This window comes from Streptomyces tanashiensis (assembly GCF_014648895.1).
Lineage (GTDB): Bacteria > Actinomycetota > Actinomycetes > Streptomycetales > Streptomycetaceae > Streptomyces > Streptomyces tanashiensis.
In genome coordinates this window covers 46,399-62,981 of record NZ_BMRZ01000021.1, presented here as the reverse complement: position 1 = coordinate 62,981, position 16,583 = coordinate 46,399, and the positions used below count along the sequence as shown (strand labels likewise).

Annotated in this window: 11 protein-coding genes; 2 read left to right on the top strand and 9 right to left on the bottom strand. The window is 71.5% G+C overall.

The window, feature by feature from the left end; genetic code table 11:
- Positions 1 to 39: 39 nt before the first annotated feature.
- The gene (locus tag IE237_RS36390) at positions 40 to 894 is read right to left on the bottom strand and encodes a DMT family transporter (RefSeq protein ID WP_189806465.1); all 855 of its coding nucleotides are present in this window, start codon (positions 892 to 894) and stop codon (positions 40 to 42) included.
- A 283-nt stretch (positions 895 to 1,177) separates the two neighbouring features.
- Between IE237_RS36390 and IE237_RS36385 the strand changes: the two genes are divergently transcribed.
- Entirely contained in the window at positions 1,178 to 1,825 is a 648-nt protein-coding gene (locus IE237_RS36385; RefSeq protein WP_189806464.1) for an alpha-ketoglutarate-dependent dioxygenase AlkB family protein, read from the top strand.
- Positions 1,826 to 1,884: 59 nt separating this feature from the next.
- On the opposite strand, the gene IE237_RS36380 is transcribed toward IE237_RS36385, so the two are convergent.
- The 7 genes from IE237_RS36380 to IE237_RS36350 form a co-directional block, all read right to left on the bottom strand.
- Entirely contained in the window at positions 1,885 to 3,120 is a 1,236-nt protein-coding gene (locus IE237_RS36380; RefSeq protein WP_189806537.1) for a ThuA domain-containing protein, read from the bottom strand.
- Between the two features lie 29 nt (positions 3,121 to 3,149).
- Positions 3,150 to 5,399 (bottom strand): RICIN domain-containing protein, encoded by a 2,250-nt coding sequence (locus tag IE237_RS36375; RefSeq protein WP_189806463.1) that lies wholly within the window; start codon positions 5,397 to 5,399, stop codon positions 3,150 to 3,152.
- Positions 5,400 to 5,467: 68 nt separating this feature from the next.
- Positions 5,468 to 6,835 carry a chitinase gene (locus IE237_RS36370; protein WP_189806462.1) on the bottom strand — a complete coding sequence of 456 codons (1,368 nt, stop codon included), beginning with the start codon at positions 6,833 to 6,835 and terminating at the stop codon, positions 5,468 to 5,470.
- Positions 6,836 to 7,083: 248 nt separating this feature from the next.
- The gene (locus tag IE237_RS36365; RefSeq protein ID WP_189806461.1) at positions 7,084 to 8,505 is read right to left on the bottom strand and encodes a GH1 family beta-glucosidase; all 1,422 of its coding nucleotides are present in this window, start codon (positions 8,503 to 8,505) and stop codon (positions 7,084 to 7,086) included.
- A gap of 146 nt (positions 8,506 to 8,651) precedes the next feature.
- Entirely contained in the window at positions 8,652 to 9,755 is a 1,104-nt protein-coding gene (locus IE237_RS36360) for a DUF1996 domain-containing protein (protein WP_189806460.1), read from the bottom strand.
- A gap of 30 nt (positions 9,756 to 9,785) precedes the next feature.
- Positions 9,786 to 11,972, bottom strand: coding sequence for a discoidin domain-containing protein (locus IE237_RS36355; RefSeq protein WP_189806459.1), 2,187 nt, complete (start codon positions 11,970 to 11,972; stop codon positions 9,786 to 9,788).
- A 132-nt stretch (positions 11,973 to 12,104) separates the two neighbouring features.
- Entirely contained in the window at positions 12,105 to 14,294 is a 2,190-nt protein-coding gene (locus IE237_RS36350; protein WP_189806458.1) for a discoidin domain-containing protein, read from the bottom strand.
- Between the two features lie 191 nt (positions 14,295 to 14,485).
- Here IE237_RS36350 and IE237_RS36345 point away from each other — a divergent pair, with 191 nt between their 5' ends.
- The gene (locus tag IE237_RS36345) at positions 14,486 to 15,505 is read left to right on the top strand and encodes a LacI family DNA-binding transcriptional regulator (RefSeq protein WP_189806457.1); all 1,020 of its coding nucleotides are present in this window, start codon (positions 14,486 to 14,488) and stop codon (positions 15,503 to 15,505) included.
- A gap of 26 nt (positions 15,506 to 15,531) precedes the next feature.
- Here the strand turns inward: IE237_RS36345 and IE237_RS36340 are convergent, their stop codons facing one another.
- On the bottom strand, positions 15,532 to 16,563 hold the full coding sequence (locus IE237_RS36340; RefSeq protein WP_189806456.1) for a phosphotransferase family protein: 1,032 nt from the start codon (positions 16,561 to 16,563) through the stop codon (positions 15,532 to 15,534).
- Positions 16,564 to 16,583 lie beyond the last annotated feature (20 nt).

Sequence of the window (16,583 nt, the reverse complement as noted above, 5' to 3'; positions counted from 1 at the left end):
GGGGACGGGCCCCGCCGAGGCCGACTGGGCGACGAGCGGTCAGGTCGCGCCCGCGCCGCTGCGGGTCAGGGCGAACACTCCGAGGACGATCAGTGCGATGCCCGCGAGCTGGGGCAGCAGCCACCAGCCCGCCCGTACGTGTTCCTCGTACAGCAGGATGCCGAGGGCCAGGCTCACGGTGGCGTCGCCGAGGGTCAGAGCGGGCTGCGAGGCGACGAGTGGTCCGCCTTGCATGGCGTGTTCGAGCAGCAGGAGGGCCGCGATCCCTGCCGCGCAGAAGGCGTAGGTCTGCCAGGCCGTCAGGAAGGCGCCGATGCCGTCGTCGGTGAGGATGTGCATGGACGTCTTCATGAGGGCGGCGGTGAGCGCGTAGCAGATCGCTGTCGCGGTACCGAGACAGCCGGCCCTCGCGCGCCCCGGCGGTCTGCGCAGTCCGACGGTGGCGAGGACCACCACGGCGACGGCGCAGGCCACCAGGACCGGCACCCAGCGGTCCAGTTCCACGTGGGTGCGGTTGCCTGTGGGCGAGGCGGCCGCGAGCGCCACCCCGAGTCCGGCCACGACGCCGGCGACGGCCGCCCAGAGCCGCGCGGGCAGCCGCTCGCGGGTCAGGAGGGAGGCGATCAGCAGGGCAAGGGGTAGCTCAAGGACGAAGAGCGGTTGCACCAGGGCCAGGGGCCCGGTCGCGAGGGCCGCCGCCTGTCCGACGCCGGCGGCGATGACGGCGAGGATGCCGGCCAGCCACAGGGGGCGGCGCAACAGGTCGAGGACGAGTCCGGGGCGGAAGGAGTCGGACTGCGGGACGGTGAGCGCCGCACGCCGCTGGAGCACCGTGGCCAGCGCGTTGCTGAACGCGGCGAACAGTGCGAAGAGGACCGGCAGGACGACGCCCATGCACCGATCCTCACCGGGGCTGCGGCCGCCCGGAGGGCGACACCGGCGGGCGCCCGTACGGAGGACCCGGTCGGGCCAACGCCGGAGGACGGCGGCCGATGCCAGGTGTGAGTGCGCGGACATGGATCGATGCGGCGGCGGTGCTGGGGCCGGCGGCTTCCGAGGCCGCATGGGCGACCGGCCCGCCGCGCCGGTCAGGCGTAGCCGCCTCGACGGTGCCGCCCATCGGGCCGACCACGCCAGGATTCGCTCACGTGTTCGGTTCATGGTCTACGCTGAACCCATGACCGCAGCACGACCCGCCCTGCCCGGACTCCAGGCCTCCCTGTTCGATCAGGGCGACGACATCCGGTGCGGCCCGCTGGACGGGCTCCGGAGGACGGTGCTCGACGGCGGTGCCTGGATCGATCACCTGCCCGGTTGGCTGCACGGCGCCGACGCGCTGTTCGAGGAGCTGGCCGGGCGGGTGCCCTGGCGGGCCGAGGAACGCCCGATGTACGACAACGTCGTCGCCGTGCCCCGGCTCCTGGCCCACTACGGGGAGGGCGTGCCCCTCCCGCACCCCGCGCTCGCCCAGGCCCGGGACGCCCTCGGCGCCCACTACGCCGCCGAGCTCGGCGAACCCTTCGCGACCGCCGGCCTCTGCCTCTACCGCGACGGTCACGACAGCGTCGCCTGGCACGGCGACCGGACCGGCCGCTCCGCCACCCACGACACGATGGTCGCCATCCTCTCCCTCGGCGACCCCCGCGACCTCGCCTTCCGTCCCCGCTCCGGCGGCCCGACGGCCCTCCGCCTCCCGCTGGGACACGGCGACCTGGTGGTGATGGGCGGCTCCTGCCAGCGGACGTGGGAGCACGCCGTCCCCAAGACGAGCCGCGCCGTCGGCCCCCGCATCAGTGTCCAGTTCCGCCCTCGCGGAGTGCGCTGAGACCTGGTGCGGAGGCCGACGGGCTAGGGGGTGTCCATCGGATCAGGGTCGGACAGGCCCTACGGCGTCGCGGTCGGGCGGAAGCTCTGCGACGGGCCGCTGTCGCAGGGGCGCTGGACGAGCTGGATCCCCGGCGTGGTGCCGCCGCCGGCGGTGAGGCACTGGCCGCTGTGGCGGGCGACGAAGTGGTAGCGGCCGGACGGTTCGCTCACCGGCAGCCACTGCTGGTTGGCGCCGCCCGCGTAGGACCACAGTTGGAGCGGTGCGCCGTCGGCGGTGGACCGGTCGGCGACGTCGACGACCTGTTGGGGAGCGTTGCGGACCCCGATGCGGGTGTAGCCGTCGGTCGTCGGGGTGAGGCGGAACTGCTGGGCCTGGGTGCCGTTGCAGGTGTACTGCTGGACGGCCGTGCCGTTGGCCGTGCCCGCCGCCCGGGCGTCGACGCACAGACCGTTCGCCTCCGCGGCCAGCGTGTACCAGGAGTCCCCGGGGAAGGTGCCCGGCGGCGTGGTGGCGCCGGTGCCCGCGAGCCACTTGAGGCCGTCGATCAGGAGACGGTTCTGGGTGGGGCTGGCGAAGGTCGAGGACAGCCGGGTGTCGGTGCTGTAGTTCATGGCGTTGTGGCCGAAGTTGGCGTACAGCATGCGGTACTGCGTGTTGGTCCACACGAGCGGGTAGTCACCGCTGTACCAGGACTGGTTCGGGTCGGTGCCCAGCGGGAAGCTGACCGGGTCGACCGAGGCGAGCACCTTGATGGACGGGTTGGCGCGCAGGTCGTTGCTCCAGCTGTACCACTCGCTGACGGCCGAGGTCCACGTCGCGGGCAGGCCCGCCGCCGCGGGGTGGGCCGCGTTCTCGGTGCGTACGACGGCGGTGGTCGGGCCCCAGGTGTTGGAGCGGAAGTTCCCGCTGCCCAGGAACTGGTTGTAGTACCAGTTCCAGCTCGGGGCGTTCGTGGTGAACGCCGAGACGTGGAAGCCGAGCCACGCCCCGCCGCCCCGCATGTACCGCTCGAATCCGGCACGCTGGGCCGCGCTCTGCGGGGCGTCGTCGAGGAAGACGACGACGTCGTACGCGTCCACGCCGCCGTTGGCGAGCAGGTTCCAGTCGGTGGTCGCCGTGTAGCCGAAGTTCTGGGCGGCCGCGGTACGGGGGAACCAGTCGTTGGCCTCCTTGACGAAGTCGATGTGGGCCGCGTCCCAGGTGCCGTTGTAGAAGGCGATCACCCGGAAGTCCGGCGCGGCGGGTGCCGCCTGGGCGGGGGCGACGGTCCCGAGGCCGAGGACCAGCGCCATGAGGCCGAGGAGTCGGAGCAGGAGTCGTCTCACGGGTAGCTCACCAGGTTCGCGACGTTGGTGGAGGAGTTGGACGGGCCGCCGCGGTCGTTGACGACATGGCGGATCGTGCCGGTGCCGCCGAGGGAGACGGTGACCATGTTCCGGAAGCGGACGTCCGGGCGGTTGGGGGCCTCGATGGCGTGCTCGGCGGCGACGCCGGGATTGACGTTGAAATAGCAGTAGCTGCCGAGCCCGTAGGCCTGATGGCTGGTGACGGAGTCGGCGACCTTGTAGGCGGCGTAGCCCTGGGTGGTGCCGTTCGTCCAGGCGGCCTGGTTGGGCGGGTCGTACGGCATCTCGTTCTGGTAGAAGTACGTGCGGCCGCGGTTGCCGTTCCAGACGGTCTGGTGCTTCTGGTAGTGCTCGACGAACAGGCCGTACATGGTGACGTCGTCGCCGTTGACGACCAGACCGTTGTCGGCCGTGTTGGTCGTCCAGCCGACTCCGGTGCCGTGGTCCGCGCGCCAGACCCACAGGTGGTCGCCGATGACGTGGTCGCTGTTGACGACCAGGCTGGTGGTGGCCTTGCCGACGGCCGCGCCGCCGACCCGGAAGTAGACGTCGTGGAGCGAGGTCGGGTTCGTCGCGTGGGAGGCGGACGATCCCGTGGGGCCGAGCTCCAGCAGGGACGGCGAGTTGACCGTACCGGCGTCGAAGAGGATGCCCGCGATCTTCACCCCGTCGACGTCGGCGACGGTCATGGCGGTGACGCCGTTGTCGGGGACGAAGGTGGCGAGACCGAGGCCGAGTATCACGGTGTCGGGGCGGGTGACCCGGAGGGTCTGGTCGAGGTGGTACACGCCGGGGGTCACCAGGAGGTCCTTGCCCGCGGCGAGGGCGGCGTTGATCCCGGCCGCCGTCGCGCCCGGCTTCACGATGTGGAAGCGGTCCATGTCGAGCTGGGTCCCGGCGGGGGCGCCGCCGGCGGCCCACGTGGTGCCGGTGGAGTCGTTGCGCGGGGCGGGCACGACGACCTTGTAGGCGCCGGTGGCGTCGACGGTGAGGAAGGGCTTCTCGCGGACGACGGGGGTGCGGTCCACGGTCGTGTAGGGCGGGTTGGGGAAGCTGGTGCCGGGGACGCCCTGGCTGCCGACGAACACCATGTTCCAGTTCGAGCCCGTCCAGGAGCCGAGCTGGGAGTTGCGGGTCAGCCACTGTTGCTGGGTGCCGGAGCGCACCTGGCCGTCGATCTTGGTGTCGGCCATGAAGCCGCCGCTGGACCAGCCGCCGTCGCTCAGCTCCAGGTTGCCGCGCACATGCATCCGGCGGTACGCCGACGCCTGGGAGACGGCCCAGCGGTCGGTGCCGCCGGTGGGGTTGACGGACAGGTTCTCGGCGCCGCGCCAGAAGTTCTGGGTCGCGTTCTGGGGCGGGAACCAGTCGGCCTCCACGTGCACGGCGCCGTTGATCGTCACGGCGTCGGGCGACTGACCGAGGCCGATGACCTGGGTGTAGAAGCCGACGTTGACATCGTTGTTGTACGTGCCCGGCTTGAACAGGACGGCGTACCGCTCCGGCCCGAACTGGTTGGTCTCCTGCCGCTGGAAGATCGTGTTCAGACGGTTCTGGACGGTGGCCGAGGGCATCGACGGGTCGAGGACGACGACGTTGGGGCCGAGGTCGACGTCGCCCGGCGCGGTGCTCACGGGGGTGACCTGGAAGCGCTGGGCGGCCGAGCCGTTGCAGGTGTACTGGACGAGCGGGACGCTGTCGGCGGTCGACGCCGCGGGGACGTCGAGGCACTTCCCGCTGTTGCGGTTGACGAGGTGGAAGGCACCGCCTCCCTCGTCGACGGCCCGCCACTGCTGGTTGAGGCCGCCGCCGTACGTCCACAGGTGGACGGCGGCGTTGTCGGCGGTGGAGACGTCCTTGACGTCGACGACCTGCGCGGAGTCGTTGCGGCTGCCGATCCTGACGTGGCCGTCCGAGGTCTGGGCGATGGTCCACTGCTGCGCGGTGGTGCCGTTGCACGCGTACTGCTGGACGGCGGTGCCGTTGGCGGTGGCGGCGGCGCGGGCGTCGAGGCACTTGCCGCTGCCGGAGTTCACGACGGTGACCAGGCCCGTGGGGACCTCGGCGGCGGCCGAGCCGACCGCGGCCGTGGCGGAGCCGGGGGAGGCGGCGACCAGCGCCGAGCAGAACGCCGCGCCGGCGGCCAGGGCCGCTCCGAGAGGGTGGGGGCGAGGGCGGGTACGGGCGGGGCGCCGGGGTCCGGCGTCCCCTCGGACGGGAGGCATGGGGCTCCTAGGTGGGGGGTGAGGGGTCGGGAGGAGTCGTACCGAAAGTGCCGTGGCCTGGCCGGCGGTCAGCCGTTGTAGGCCGCGAGGATCCTGGTGAACTCCCACGCCTGCTGGCCGATGCCGGAGCAGGTGTCGGCGCCGCCGCCGGTGCAGGGCCGGTCGCGGTTGACGGACCAGAAGGTGAGCCGGGCCAGGTGGCGCTGCTGCGCGTACGCGAGGATGGTGCGGAAGTCGGCCTGGGTGATGGTCTCGCCCACGTCCGTGACGCCGTTCATCGAGGAGATGCCGGTGTGGCGGTAGGCCTGGTCGTCGCTGTAGCCGTACGCGTTCTTCACCGCGGTCTTGAGCCCCTCGGCCGCGCGGACCGTCAGGGTGCCCATGTTCTGTCCGTTGCCGCCGAAGTTGAACGGCATGATGGTCCAGCTGTCGACGGTCAGGCCGGACGTGGCCGCGCGGTTGATGAGGCTGGTGTCGGGGCCGTTCTGGCCGGTGCCGAAGGTGATGTACACCTTGAGGCCGGGGTTGTCGGCCCGGACCTTCTTCAGGGCGTCCACGGTGCGCTGCTGGACGGTGGGGCTGTCGTAGGCCGCGGCCTCGATGTCGATGTCGATGGCCTTCAGGCCGTACGCGTCGATGACCTTCTGGTAGGCGGCGGCGAGCTCACCGGAGCTGGAGCAGGAGCTCTCCAGCTTGTTGCCGCTCCACCCGCCGAAGGAGGGTATGACGTCGCCGCCGGCCGCCCGGACGGTGTTGACCGTCTGCTGGTCGACGCCGCCGACGAGGGGACGGCCGCCGTCCCACTGGGGGTTGCAGTAGCCGTTGCTGAGGACGAAGGCGAGCGTGAACCACTTGACGCCGGTGGCGTTCATGACCGTCGTCGGGCTCGGTGGGTTCCCCCAGCCGTTGTAGAGGTACGGAGCGACGGCCATGTTCCCGCCGGGAGCCGGGTCGGTTCCGCCGGCCGGGGGAGCCGACCACTTCTGGTTGGCCGCTCCGGTGCACGTCCAGATCTGCAGCCGGGTGCTGTTGGCGGAGCTGTTGCCGGTGGCGTCCAGACACTTGTCCGCCTGCGGGTTGACGATGTCGCGGGCCGCGGTCACCGTCCATCGCTGGGCGGCGGAGCCGTTGCACTCCCAGAGCTGCACCGTCGACCCGTTGGCCGTTCCGCCCGAGGTCACGTCCAGACACTTGCCGAGGGCTTTGATGGTGCCGTCGGCGCCCACGTCCCAGTTCTGGGCGGCGGTGGCGTTGCAGTCGTAGATCTGGACGGCGGTGCCGTTCGCCGTGGTGCCGCCGGCCACGTCGACGCACTTGCCGCCGATCCCGGTGATGCGACCGGCTGCGGCTTCGGCGGGGGCGTCGGTGGCGACGGTGACACCACCGGCGGCGAGAGCGAGTGTCGCCACGGTGAGTGGCAGGCGGGTCCGGTGCATGGGAGGTCCTCTCGGGTGGGGGGCGGTTCGTCGGTGGGACGTGTCCGGGTACCGGGGAGCCAGAGCGAAGTTCAAGGATGTGAACGTCATCCCACTTTCTGATCGGCGAATGTAAAGGTCTGAACCAGGCGCGTCAAGACTCCGCGCATTCAGAGCTTGAACGCACAACGCACCTGAATGCGCCTGTAGTTGGGCTTCGAGGCATGCTGCTGTGAAGTCTTGACGACATGTGTGCGGCCCTGACCGCATCACCCGTGCAGGGCGTCCCCGCGAACGCGCCGGGCCGTGTCGCGCAGCCACAGAGCACTGCGCTTGGGCGTACGGGCCTGGGTGGGGTAGTCGACGCGGACGAGACCGAAACGCTTGTCGTAGCCGTACGCCCATTCGAAGTTGTCGAGGAGCGACCAGGCGAAGTAGCCGCGGACGTCGGCCCCGCGGGTGCGCGCCTCGGCCACGGCGGCGAGGTGGGCCGCGAGATAGGCGGTGCGTTCGGCGTCGTCGACGAAGCCGTGCGCGTCGGGAACGTCGTCGTACGCCGCGCCGTTCTCGGTGACCACCATCGGTGTACCCGGGTAGTCCTGTGCGATGCGCAGCAGCAGAGCGGTGAGGTCGTGCGGCATCACCTCCCAGCCGAGGCCGGTGACCGGGAGACCGCCGTGCGGCAGGTTCCGGGTGACGGGGACGCCGTGGGCGTCGGCGGTGGCGCCCCGTTCGTCCGCCCCCGAGGTGCGCATGGAGCGGTAGTAGTTGACGCCCAGGGTGTCGATGGGACTGGAGATGATCTCCAGGTCCCCGTCATGGACCGGGATCTCGATGCCCCGTACGGCGAGGTCGTCGACGAGGTCCTCCGGGTACCGGCCGCACAGGATCGGGTCGAGGTAGAAGCGGAATCCGAGGGCGTCGGCCCGGCGGGCGGCCTCGCGGTCGGCCTCCGAGTCGGTCGCGGGCCCGCTGGTGCCGAGCAGGTGGGTGACGGCCAGGTCGAGCGGGCGCCGCGCGGCGGAGCGCAGGCGCTGGACCGCGAGACCGTGGGCGAGGTGCAGGTGGTGCACGGCACGCACCCCGTCGGCGAAGGAGCGGCCCCCGGGGGCGTGGATGCCTTCGACATGGCCGAGCACGGCCGAGCAGAAGGGCTCGTTGAGGGTGGTCCAGTGGGCGACGCGGTCGCCGAGGCGCTCGTGGACGAGGTCCGCGTAGTCGGCGAAGCGGTGGGCGGTGTCGCGGGCGGGCCAGCCGCCGGCGTCCTGGAGCTCCTGGGGCAGGTCCCAGTGGTACAGGGTGAGCCAGGGGGTGATGTCGCGCGCGAGGAGCTCGTCGACCAGACGGTCGTAGAACCCGATGCCGGCCGGGTTGGCCGCGCCGCGTCCGTGCGGCTGGACGCGGGGCCAGGAGACGGAGAACCGGTAGGTGTCGAGGCCGAGATCGGCGAGCAGCGCGACGTCCTCGGGCATGCGGTGGTAGTGGTCGCACGCGACGTCGCCGGTGTCGCCGTTGTCGACGGCTCCGGGGACGCGGGAGAAGGTGTCCCAGATGGACGGTGTGCGGCCGTCCTCGTCGGAGGCCCCCTCGATCTGGAAGGCGGAGGTGGCGGCGCCGAAGCGGAAGTGCGGGGGCAGCCGGTCGATGAGCGCGTCGTGGTGGGCGGTGGCGGAGGGGGCGGGCGCGGACATGGGGTGCTCCTGTTGGCGGAAGGCGGAAGGCGGAAGGCGGAAGGCGGAAGGCGGAAGGCGGAAGGCGGAAGGCGGAAGGCGGAAGGCGGACGGGAAAGAGGCCCGGGCGCCCTCGCGGGCGTCCGGGCCGTGTACGGGAAGGCGGGTCAGGGCAGGCGGTGGTCGGCGTTCAGCACCGCGCCGCGCTCGGGGTGGTACAGGTCGTAGCCGCGCGTGTCGCACTGCAGGCCGCCGACGATGCAGTGGTCCACCAGAGCCTTGAGGGTGCGCTCCTCCCACGCGTTGAAGAAGTCGTAGTGGAAGGAGTAGCCGCGGCCGCTGGAGAGCCGGACCTGTGACATGTCGCCGTTGACCGGGAAGGCCATCTTGAACTCGATCATCGGCAGGGCGACCGGGTGGGAGGCCGGGCACATGTTGTCGTTGGTGCCGGGCTTGACCACCGGGTAGGCCATGTGGCTCTTGTGGTCGGGGGTGTCGAGGTACAGGCCGTTCCAGCAGCTGGGGGCCTGGAAGCGGATGTTGAGCTGCACGTCGGGCCGGCTCGGACAGCTCGCCGGGAAGTCGACGTTGAAGAAGCTGTCACCGCATTCCCAGCCCTCGACGAAGCCCTTGTGGCCGCGGAACTCCTGGGCGCTCTGCATCGGGCTGCCGACGACGAACCGCAGTCCCTTGGGGAAGGGACGGACGCTCGTGTAGTCGGTGACGCCCGACTTGTAGTAGATGACCTGGGGCCCGACGGGGAGGATCTTCTGGTCGCCCTTGAACAGCGAGGGCATCCAGTACGCGGAGGAGTCGGCGGGCGCGTTGCAGGTGGTGGCCCCGCCGGTCAGGGAGGCGGTGGTGGAGTGGGCGTTCGTGGAGGTGTTGCCCATGAACGTGTGGTCGTGCGACGCGCCCGGCTGGCCCGGGTAGACGATCGGGTCGTCCGGCGCGGTGTGCGTGACCGAGCAGTTGGCCTGGAACTCGTGGTGGTACGCGGGGGCCGGTGTCCTGTCGGACGGCGTCACGCCGGTGACCTGCGGGACGGCCGGGATGTACCCGTCTCCGTCGGCGTCGTCGGCCGACGGGAGGGCAGAGGCGCCCATGACGTGCGCGCCGGTGGAGGCGCCCGCCGCGTGTCCGGCGTGGGCGGAGGCCGGCGCCGGGGCCGCGCCGTCGGCGACGGCGGTGTAGGCGTCGACGGTCAGGGCGGAGACGCCCAGGGCGGCGGCGAGCAGTAAGGCGGACAGGGTTCTGCCGCGGATTCTCATCGTGATCTCCTCGTTCTCCTGAGGGAGGGGTCAGCTGTAGATGCCGAACTCGTGGAGCGAGTAGCCCCAGCCGGTGCCGCGCGCGGTGAGCTGGAGCCTGACGTACCGTGCGGTGGCACCGGTCTCGATGGTGTCGACGTCGCCGTTGCCGGCGGCGGTGGCGTGGAGGGTCCGCCAGGAGTTGCCGTCGTCGGAGACCTGGACCTCGTAGGCGCGGGCGTAGGCCGGGTCCCAGACCAGCTGGAGCCGGTTGAACGAGCGGACCGAGCCGAGGTCGACCCGGATCCACTGCGGGTCGCTCCAGTCGCTGGCCCAGCGCGTGGTGGTGTTGCCGTCGGTGGCGTTGGCGGCGGGGCAGGGGCAGTCGCCGTAGGAGGCCTGGAAGGAGGAGGCGGTGGTGGGCCTTCCGAGAGCGATGTTCGTCCCGGCGACGGGCGGGGCGACGACCTTGACGGACTTCGTCTCGATGCCCGCGTTGCCGCGGCCGTCCTCGGCCTGCACGTACACCTTCCACACGCCGAGCTTCTCGGGTGCGGTGACGGCGAAGGTGCCGTTGCCGAGGGAGCGGTACTGCGCGTCGATCAGTCGCTTGTCGCCGTTGGCGTAGTTGCCGCTCAGGTAGATCTTGGTGGTGACGGGGTCGCCGTCGGGGTCGCGGACGTCGGCGCGGACCGTGAACTCGCCGCCGGCCGGTGCGGAGCCGGCGGGCGTGACCGTCATGCCGCTGATGACCGGCGGGGTGTTGTCGCCCGCGACGGAGCCCGTGTACGCCTTCTTGAGGGCGTAGTACGAGAGGCGCTTCAGGCCGTCGGGGAGGAGGTTGAACCAGACGCCGCCGAAGTCGTGCTCGATGCCGTAGTGGAAGACCGTCGCGCCGAGGGCGACGCCCTGGTGCCCGGTGACGCAGTTCCAGGCCTTGGTGTACCCGTCGGCCTTCTGGACGTCGGTGGGCTCGTCGGGGACGCCGTTGGCGTCCTTGGGGGTCTCCCACTCGCCGGCGGGTCCGGTCTCCGTGATGATGTACGGCTTGGTGTAGCCGCCCTCCACCCAGTCCTCACGGACCCCGCAGATGTCGCCGTACGCGTTCATCGAGTACAGGTCCAGGTCCGGTGCGTTGCGCTTGTAGTAGGGCCAGGCGCCGGTCCAGGCGTCCGTGGAGGTGACGGGGTGGTTCGGGTCGATCGAGTGGATCTTCTTGGCGACGTCGTTGACGAAGGTCGTGTACGCGTTGCGCTGGGCCTCCAGCTCGGTGCCGCTGTAGCAGTTCTGCAGACCGAGGACGGACTCGTTGCCGACGTTCCACAGGAGCGTGGCCGGATGCGACCTGTAGGTGTCGACCCACTTCGCGAACTCGTTGAGGGCGTTGTCCTTGTACGCGGTGTCCGTCACGTAGTTGACGCAGCCGCCGGAGCCCGGGCCGCCGCCCGGCTGCAGCCAGAAGCCGTTGATCACCTTGACGCCGTTGGCGGCCGCCGCGTCGAGCAGCGGCTTCGTGCCGGCGTCGGTCCCCCAGGTGCGGACGGTGTTGACGCCCATGGACTTCACGTCCGGCATGTAGCGGGGGGCGTCGGCCATCGCGGGACCCCAGGTGACGCCCTTGACGGTGTACGGCTGCCCTCCCACCGTCAGCTGCCAGTTGCCCTGGGTGCCGCTCACGCGGACGGCGCCGCCGGGTTCGGGCGGGGTGGATCCGCCGCCGTACACCTGGAACTCCCACAGGGAGTAGCCGTAGCCGGTGCCGCGGGTGACGCCCTGGAGGCGGACGTAGCGGCCGGTCCCGGAGACCGCGAGCTCGTCGGTGCCCCCGTCGCCCGCGGTCACGGACTTGACGGTGCGCCAGTCGCTGCCGTTGTCGGACAGCTGGATGTCGTACGCCTTGCCGTAGGCGCCCTCCCAGTTCAGGACGACGCGGCTGATGTTCGCGCTGCTGCCCAGGTCGACCTGGATCCACTGGGCGTCGCTCCACTGGCTCGCCCAGCGGGTTCCGGTGAGGTCGCCGTCGAACGCGGCCGACGCCGCCCAGGCGGCGCCCTCCGTCGAGGAGGCGGTGGCGGTCTTCCCCTGGGAGAGGAGGGTCTCGGCGGCGGTGGCGGGTGCCGCGGTCAGCAGGGTGGCGGAGGAGAGGGCGGTGGCGAGCAGGGCCCCGACGGAGACGAGCGAGGTCGTCGTGCGGGCGCCGGCGCGCCTTCGTGTCGGCGGGGTGGTGGTCGCGGTCATGGCGGCTCCTGGACGGAGAACGGGAGGGGGGAGGGGATCGCCTTCCGGGCGGCGCGGCGGGGACTGGGCGTCGCCCGGAAGGGGTGGGGAGGGCCGGGACGCACCGGTGCGAAGGCGCGTCCCGGCGGTCCGTCAGGGGAAGTTGACGACGGTCGAGGGCACCGTGGAGGTGCCTTCGGTGGGTGCTCCGATGCCGTTGATGACGTGGTCGAAGTGACCGTTGCCGCCGAGTGAGACGGTGAGCAGGCTGTGGAACTTCACGCCGGGCTTGGCGGGCGCCTTGAAGCCGTGGTCCTGGCGGATCGTCGGGTCCACGTTGTAGTAGCAGTAGCTGCCGAGGCCCCAGCCCTCGTGGGTGTTCACCGAGTCGTCCACCCGGTAGGCGGCGTAGCCCTTCGTCGAGCCGTTCTGGATGGCGGCCTGGTTGGGGGCGTCGTACGCCTTCTCGTTCTGGAAGAAGACGGTGCGGCCGCGCTCGCCGTACCACTCGACGTCGTACTTGTTGAAGTGCTCGACGAACAGGCCGGTGGCGAGCACGTCGTCACCGTTGACGCGGACGCCGTAGTCGGCCCGGTTGGTCTCCCAGCCGACGCCCTCGCCGTGGTCGGCGCGCCAGACCCAGGTGTGGTCGACGATCGTGTCGTCGCTGTTCACGACGATGCTGGTGGTCGCCTTGCCCGCGCCGGCCCCGCCGATGCGGACGTACACGTCCTGAACGGTGGTGGGGTTGGCGGCGTGGTCCGCCGCGGCGTTCTGCGGGCCGATCTCCAGCAGGACCGGGGAGTTGACCGGTCCCGCGTCGATCAGGAAGCCGGCGAGCCGGACGCCGTCGACGTCGGCGACCTTCATCGCGGTGACGCCGTTGTCCGGGATGATCGTGGCGAGGCCGAGGCCGAGCACGATGGTGTTCGCGCGGTTCACGTTGATGGTCTGGTCGACGTGGTAGACGCCCGGGGTGAAGAGCAGGTGCAGGCCCTGGGCGAGCGCCTGGTTGATCGTGGCGGCGGTGGCGCCCGGCTTGACCACGTAGAACTGGCTCAGGGGGATGGACTCGCCCTGCGGGGTGCCGTTCGCCCAGCTGGTGCCGCGGGCGTTCACGCGCTTGGCGGGCGCGAACACCTTGTACTCGTTGCCGTCCAGGTAGAGGAAGGGCTTCTCGCGGGAGACGGGGGTGGTGTCGAGGGTGGTGTAGCGGGGCTCCGGGAAGGAGGTGGCCGGAGCGCCCTCGACACCCGAGAAGACCTGGTTCCAGACGCTGTTGGACCAGCCGCCGATGGAGCTGTCCCGGGTGTACCACTGCTGCTGGGAGTAGTTGCCGATCTGGCCGTCGATCTTGGAGTCGGCGATGTAGCCGCCGCTGGCCCAGCCGTAGCCGTCCGGCGCGAGGTTGAGTCCGCCCTTGACGTGCATGCGGCGGAAGGAGGAGGCCTGCGAGACGGCCCAGCGGTCGGTGCCGTTGACCGGGGCGACGGCCAGGTTCTCGGCGCCGCGCCAGAAGTTCTGGGTGGCGTTGCCGTTGAACCAGCCCGCGTCGACGGTCACGTCACCGTTGATGGTGGTGTCGTCGGGGCGCAGACCGAGGCCGGCGATCTGGGTGTAGAAGCCGATCTGGGCGTTGAGGCCGTTGTACGTGCCGGGCTTGAAGAGGAAGGCGTGCCGGCCGCTGCCGAACTGGGCCGACTCCTGCTCCTGGAAGACCTGGTCCAGCTTGGCCTGGATGCCGGGGGTGGACGGGTCGACGACGTGCACGTTGGGGCCGAGGTCGCCGCCGCCGGGCAGGGTCGGGACGGTGCCGCCGGTGGTGCCGTAGACCTGGAACTCCCAGAGGGAGAAGCCGTATCCGGTGGCCCGGGTGAGGCCGTTCATACGGATGTAGCGGCCGGTTCCGGAGAGCGTGATGTTGTCGGTGCCTCCGTCGCCCGCGGTGACGGAGGTGACGGTCCGCCAGTCGGTGCCGTTCTCGGAGGCCTGGATGTCGTAGCTCTTGCCGTAGGCGGCTTCCCAGGTGAGGACGGCGTGGCTGAGCGTGGCGCTGCTGCCGAGGTCGACCTGGATCCACTGGGCGTCCTGCCAGGAGCTGGCCCAGCGGGTTCCGGTGAGGTCGCCGTCGACGGCGGCGCCCGCGGAGAAGGAGGCCCCTTCCGTGGAGGAGGCGGTGGCCGGCCTGCCCTGCGAGAGCAGGGCGGGGGCGGCGTGTGCCGTCGTCGCGGGGGCCAGGGCGAGCAGGCCGCCGGCCAGCGACGAGACGAGTGCGCCGACGGTGGCCCGTCGGACGGCTGAGGCGGGGCGCCGGAAGACCGGCGGGGACCCGACGGAAGACATGGGGTCTCCTCTGGATACATGGGGGAAATGTGGGAGAGCGCTCTCCCGAAACCTTGCCCGCAGGGCGAGTTGACGGTCAAGGCATACGACATGCCTTTTCTTTTGGCTTTCATTAAGGGTCGACATCGAAGGGTCCGGTCCGGCCGTGGACCGTCCTCCCACCGGACACGCGACACCGTTAAGGTGCGTGGGTGGGGAATCGAGCACCGACTCTGGAAGACGTCGCACGTGAGGCGGGGGTGTCGCGCGCGACGGTGTCCCGCGTCGTCAACGGCGTGCGCAACGTGGCCCCCGACATCCAGCGGAGCGTGCGCGACGCCATCGCCCGCATCGGCTACACGCCCAACCAGGCCGCCCGCTCCCTGGTGACCCGCCGCACCGGAACGGTCGCGCTCGTGCTCTCCGCCACGGGCAGGTCCTTCACCGCCCGGGTGTTCTCCGACCCGTTCTTCGGGCGGGTGGTGGACGGCGTTCTGCCCGTCCTGCGCCGGCGCGCGATCCAGCCGGTGCTCCTCGTCGCCGAGTCCGAACAGGCCAGGACCCAGCTCGTCGAGTACCTCCGGCAGGGTGGCGCCGACGGAGCCCTGGTCGTACCGCTGGACGAGAACGACCCGCTCCCGGCGATGCTGATGGCGGCAGGTCTGCCCACGGTGCTGTTCGGCCGCCCCCGCGACGGGGAGCAGTGCGGCTTCGTCGACCTCGACAACGCCGCCGGCGCGCGTCTGGCGGCCGAGCACCTGTGGGCAACCGGCCGACGGCGCCCGGCCCTCATCGCCGCGCCGGTCACCGCCCCCACGGCGGGCGAACGCCTCGACGGCTTCATGGAGGCCCTGGCCGCGCACGGGGTCACGGCGGTTCCCGTCGTCCGGGGCCGGTTCACCGTGGACAGCGGCAGGCGCGCCATGGCCAGGCTCCTGAAGGACCACCCCCGGATCGACGCGGTGTTCGCCGCCAACGACCTGATGGCCCAGGGCGCCTGCCAGTACCTGCGCGAGCAGGGTGTGGCCGTCCCCGGCACGGTGGCCGTTGTGGGGTTCGACGACTCGGTGGCCGCGCGCAAGGCACGGCCGCAGCTGACCACCGTCCGCCAGCCGGTCGAACGGATGGCGGCCGCGATGGCCGGTCTCCTGGTCGAGCAGCTCGACGGGGCCCGCTCCGAACCGGGTGCGAAGGTGTTCGAGCCGGTACTCGTCGTACGCGAGTCCACCTGATCCGCAAGAGCAGAGAATCCCGACGCTCAGGGCTCCAGGGCGTCGAGCAGGCCGAGCTGTTCCCCGACGCGCTCCGCCGACCAGCTGTCGAGCCAGGTCGCGAAGTCTCCGCCGTAGGCACGGGGTACGGATTCCACGCGCATCACCAGGGCGAGATAGACACGGTAGAGGGCGAGGCGGACGCGCGCCCCGGTGTCGAGGGTGGGGGTGGGGGTGACGGAGCGGTAGCCGGCCAGGAGGTCGGCGTCGTCCTCGGCCGCGCCGAGCGGATCGAGTCCGACGAGGTCGGCCAACGGGTCGCCGAAGAAGGCGCGTTCGCCGTCGATCAGGCCGCTCAGACGCCACGGTCCGTCCCCGGTCCCGGCGATGACGACGTTCCCCTGCCAGGCGTCGAAGTGGACGAGCGCGGGACGGCGCACCTCGGCGAGCCGATGGCCGAACCGTACGGGCAGCTCGGCGAGGAGCCCCGGCGGGGCGGGCAGGGCGACGTCGAACCGGTTCGCGTCCGCGAGGACGGCGCGCAGCATGGCGGTGAACGCGGCGGGCCAGTCGGGGGCGGAGAGTCCGGCGGCGGCCTGGGGGTATCCGTACGCCGCACCGGTGACCGTGGCGATCCGGGCCAGGCTCGCGCCGAGGCGACGGCGCAGTGCCGCGTGATCGGCCGGTGCGAGCCGGTCGCGGGCCGCGTCCCAGGTGGTGCCGTCGAGGTGGGTGAGGAGCAGCCACTCGGAGGGGGCGCCGGGGCCGGCGGGCTCGTGGTGAAGGACGGTGGGTACCCGGGCGCCCGTTCCGGCGGCGAGCCGGTGGAACAGTGCCTCCGTGCCGAGGAGACCCTGCTCGTGGGTGAGGGCCGGGGCGTTCGCCGGGGGCGCGGTCTTGAGCACCAGGCGCCGTCCGTCGTCGATTTCGAGCAGCCGGGCGGAGTTGTAGAGACCCCCGGTCAGGGCGGTGTCCCGGACGACCGTCGCCGGGCCGAGGAGGTGACGCAGCCGTTCGGCGACGCCCTCGTCGGCGTCGCCGGGCCCTGGGGGAGGGGACGGGACGGCGCTGTCGGCCATGAGCACTCCTGCGGGGAAGC

Bases quoted from the DNA above. Each gene is read 5' to 3' on its own strand.
- IE237_RS36360 (WP_189806460.1), bottom strand. From the start codon at position 9,755: ATGAGAATCCGCGGCAGAACCCTGTCCGCCTTACTGCTCGCCGCCGCC.
- IE237_RS36355 (WP_189806459.1), bottom strand. From the start codon at position 11,972: ATGACCGCGACCACCACCCCGCCGACACGAAGGCGCGCCGGCGCCCGC.
- IE237_RS36390 (WP_189806465.1), bottom strand. From the start codon at position 894: ATGGGCGTCGTCCTGCCGGTCCTCTTCGCACTGTTCGCCGCGTTCAGC.
- IE237_RS36340 (WP_189806456.1), bottom strand. From the start codon at position 16,563: ATGGCCGACAGCGCCGTCCCGTCCCCTCCCCCAGGGCCCGGCGACGCC.
- IE237_RS36365 (WP_189806461.1), bottom strand. From the start codon at position 8,505: ATGTCCGCGCCCGCCCCCTCCGCCACCGCCCACCACGACGCGCTCATC.
- IE237_RS36385 (WP_189806464.1), top strand. From the start codon at position 1,178: ATGACCGCAGCACGACCCGCCCTGCCCGGACTCCAGGCCTCCCTGTTC.
- IE237_RS36375 (WP_189806463.1), bottom strand. From the start codon at position 5,399: ATGCCTCCCGTCCGAGGGGACGCCGGACCCCGGCGCCCCGCCCGTACC.
- IE237_RS36370 (WP_189806462.1), bottom strand. From the start codon at position 6,835: ATGCACCGGACCCGCCTGCCACTCACCGTGGCGACACTCGCTCTCGCC.
- IE237_RS36350 (WP_189806458.1), bottom strand. From the start codon at position 14,294: ATGTCTTCCGTCGGGTCCCCGCCGGTCTTCCGGCGCCCCGCCTCAGCC.
- IE237_RS36380 (WP_189806537.1), bottom strand. From the start codon at position 3,120: ATGGCGCTGGTCCTCGGCCTCGGGACCGTCGCCCCCGCCCAGGCGGCA.